The organism is Chloroflexus sp. (assembly GCF_034435895.1).
Lineage (GTDB): Bacteria > Chloroflexota > Chloroflexia > Chloroflexales > Chloroflexaceae > Chloroflexus.
Genome location: NZ_DAOTWH010000027.1, coordinates 1 through 3902 on the forward strand (window position 1 = coordinate 1; position 3902 = coordinate 3902).

At 60.4% G+C, this 3902-nt stretch carries 2 protein-coding genes and 1 pseudogene; all 3 read right to left on the reverse strand.

Features of this window, described 5'->3' with window-relative positions; all coding sequences use genetic code 11:
- A partial coding sequence (locus U9R81_RS01515; RefSeq protein ID WP_322493779.1) for a glutamate mutase L occupies positions 1-1820 on the reverse strand: 1820 nt, incomplete at its 3' end.
- Between the two features lie 19 nt (positions 1821-1839).
- Positions 1840-2475, reverse strand: a complete 636-nt coding sequence (locus U9R81_RS01520; RefSeq protein WP_322493780.1) for a hypothetical protein — start codon at positions 2473-2475, stop codon at positions 1840-1842.
- Positions 2476-2486: 11 nt separating this feature from the next.
- Positions 2487-3902: pseudogene (locus U9R81_RS01525) on the reverse strand (hypothetical protein); the annotation flags it as partial.

Consider the following 3902-nt stretch of genomic DNA (forward strand, 5'->3'; position numbering starts at 1 on the left):
GGCGCCGGCGGCAACGCCGCTTCCGGTTCAGGATAGGGGCTATCGCTGCGTTCGGCGCCAAGCGCGCGCAGCCACGACCACAGCAACCGGCGCCGCTCGGCGCCATCGTTAGGCAACACGAGCGGACGCCCGCGCGCATCAATGATTAATCCGAGCAGGCTGCCCGGCACCTCAGCCGGATCGCTCTCGACCGGCTCACCGGGAGCATCGCGCCCAACCCGCACCCCAGCGACCGGCTTCACCTTCACCTGCGCGTACCGTCTCGGTGATAGCGGCAGACGCGCTATCTCGCCATAACGCACCTGTATCGTCTCACTGCCGCCGCCAACCGTAATCAGCTCAACTTCAGCCACCGGCTCACCGAGATGACTGCCGCCTTGCAACACGATACATGTTGCCAACGGCGTATTCGCTAAGAGATCGTGGTCACACACCGACAGCGCGGCCTCGGCGCTTATAGTAGCCAATGCGCCACACACTGCCAACAGGCTGAGCGTATCAAGATGCACATGCAACAGCAGACCGGGCAGATCGTTGCCGGGTTGCAAGCCATCGAGCAAGGCTAGCAACGCCATACCGGGATGCGGGGCATGAATGAACGGCCCGCCGCTGGCGAATAACCGGCTATACTCAAGGTCAGGCGCTGCGTCGCGCAGGTCAGCAATCCCCAGCGCCAACGCCTCACGGGTGAGCGCCAGATCGAGATAACATTCCTCGCGCGTCGCCGGCATCGTCTGCGGGCGTAACACCCGGTTGAGCAGCCGTTCCACCAGCTCTGATTCATTAATTGCAAACGGCAGCCAACGGCTCATTGCGGCTGGCCCGACCTCGTTCAACAGATTGGCAACACCATAGGCTGTACCACGAACGCCGTGGATCGCTGCATGGATCTCACCGGGCGCGGCAGCCATCAAAGTAGTCACCGTTGCCCCCACGTCAACGAACAAGACCGGTTGTTGCCGCCGCTCGGCCAGAAACCGGGTCATTGCATACTGCGCCTCCACCACCGTGCAGAGCGTGAGATGGCCACGATCAAACTGGCTGAGACCGGGCAGATCGGCCAATTGGCGCGCATACCGGGCTAGCAACGCCTGCCGCAACGGCGAGAGCGATTCGCGGTCAAGCGCCGGGCGCACATTGGCCACGGTCAGTACATCGGTATTGCGTTCACGCAACGCCATCTGCACCTGCGCTTGCGCCGCGGTATTACCGGCATAAATGACGGTAGGTAACGGTTCACGAATGGTTTCACTAAACAAGAGTTTGAGTTTAACCAGATGGGCCAGCCGGCTCATCGCCTCGACGGCGCCGCCTTCAACCCCGCCGGTCACGACAATCACATCGGGCACAAGCGGCAGCAGCGTTTCGAGTTGGCGTTCGATCCACGATTGGTCATCAGTCACTGGCGGACGGCCCAGCGTATCGTCGAGTGTCAAGACGGCTAACGTGACGCTTGGCACGCCACGCACTGCGTGCAAGGCGCTGCGGGCCGAGACATCAGCAGCCACCGCCGTCACGACCACCCGCAACGGTTCTAATGCTGATGCCATCACTACCACCGCATCGATCCCGTCGCCGGCGCTGGTTTGCGGAATCAGTAGGCGGCCATCGCGCAGCAACTGGCGGCTGGTGAGATCAGCCAACTGCGCCGTCGCTTCTTGCACGGCGAAGAAGATATTTTGATATGGTAACTCGCGGCTGGTAAGCGTCTCGGCCTGAGCAATCAACCGGCTCTCGCCATCAACGCGATCGATCAGCGACACGCGCGTGGTGACGCTGCCAATTTCCACGACCAGCACCGCGCGCACAACCTCAACCATGCTCGTTATCCTTTACGAGCTATGCACCCAACACGGCCCGCACCCATTCCACAATGAATAGCAACCGTTCGTTCAACGCGGCGAGATACGAACTGACACTGCCGGCTAAAAAGAAGCCAAAGGCCAGCAATAGCACCCACCGCCCCACCCGCGCTGCGCTATCAATCCAGCGCTGGCGGTTAGGATCAGGCGAACGGGTTAGCGTAAACGAGAGCAGCGTTACGATCGAGCCGATCAATAACACCACGCTGCCCAGCACAGCAGCCGGAGAGGACATATCTTGGCGGGTGGCATCAAGCACTTGCGGCAGAATCGTCCCAATCAACGCGCCACCAACTACCAACGCTGCGCCAACGCCAAACACCAGCGCCAGTGGGATATTTGCCAGCCACGAAGCGGTCTGTTGGCCGCTCACGCGAGTGAGCAACAACGCCGCCAACACAAATGGGATCAAACGCAACGTCGCCAATACCGGCTGGCCGCTCACTGCCAACACATCGATCACCGCCGGACGCAGCACCTGATGGTAGATAACCACTACCGCATAGCCTAGCGCCACGCCAACAAAGAGATATTGGACAAAACGAAACGCCGGCGTATCACCCACTAAACGGCTAAAGACCAAGAGGGTCAGCAACACCGGAATCAGCGTCATCGCAACATCCATCAAGCTTTCCCTCGCGCTGCGGGCCGTAACCGGCCACTGACCACAACGAGACCGCCCAACATTAGCACGACCACAAACGCAATTGTCGCCCATGTCTGCACTGCAAGCATCGTGGTGGCCGCTTCATCAGCGACTCCAGCAGCTAACAGATCGCTCGCACCACGCTGACCGGCCACCGCATAGACGTTTGGCAAGCGCAGATATGGCAAGACTTGCGGATAAACCTCCTGCGGCAATAAGAAGGCAATCGGCACCTCTGGCGCCACGCTATGGATCTGCTCCATCCAAGCTTGCACATCTTGCACCTGATCGGCCATCACCACAATCAACGCTAGATCGGCCAGCGTTTGCACGCGCGGCGAACCATCAGGGCGGGTTGCCAGCAAACCAGCGGTCGCATCTTGACCGATATAATCACGGCGCAGCTGCGCGCGCAAATCGATTGCCATACTACGCAACGCCAACTCACCACCCGGACGGTACCCCAGCAACACGTAATCACGCCCGCCAAAGGTGACGCCATTTTCGTTGTTATACCCAGCCGCGCGGAGCGGGCCGATCAGATCGAACGAGAGCAACGCACCTTGCAGATCGGTGCTGACAATGATCAACTTAGTGCGATCAACGATTAATTGATCGAGCAACGCCTGCTCAAGCGGGCGCAATTCAGCCACCCGCTGCGCGCCCCATTCATACGCAACTAGCACCACATCATCGCTGCCCAAAGCAGCCAACCGTTCACTGAGCGCAATCGCTGCTGGCGAGGGTTGCGCCTGCTGCACAAACGGCCCCATCAGATTCGGCAATAACGTGCCCACCAAAACGACAATCAGCAGTGCCAATGCGAGCAACTGCTCCATCGACGGCAACCGGCGGCGTACAACAGCCGGTTGTTCCACCGGCGCCGGCATTGGCAATGGCGACTGGATCAGCCGCTCGAGTAAGGCCATCGCTGCAACCTGATCTGCCGTGCGTGGCGTAGGGGCCGGTAAGGGTGGCTTGATGACTGCAACCTCTGGGGCTGCAACTGTCTCCTCTTCAATTTCCGCTTCACGATTGCGCAAACGCTCCAACCACGTGATGGAGGGAGAGACGGTCGATTCAACCACTCGTTCAGGAGAGGCGCGCAACCATGGCGGCAGTTCTGCACCGCTAAAGAATTCGTCACTCGTTGAGCTTGTCGTCGGCGGCGGTTCAGAGGCTGCCGGCAATCCCGCTAATTCGGCTTGCAGCCACGGCATCGCGTCTGATGGCGCTTCTACGTTCAACCAGTCAGGGGTTTCAATGTGACCTGCTGAAGCGTCTTGCAACCACGCTGGCACCTCACTCGCCGCGGCTGGCTCCTCCGCCCGCAACCACGCTGGCACCTCACTCGCCGCGCCTGGCTCCTCCGCCCGCAACCATCCCGGCACCTC

Bases quoted from the DNA above. Each gene is read 5' to 3' on its own strand.
- U9R81_RS01520 (WP_322493780.1), bottom strand. From the start codon at position 2,475: ATGACGCTGATTCCGGTGTTGCTGACCCTCTTGGTCTTTAGCCGTTTA.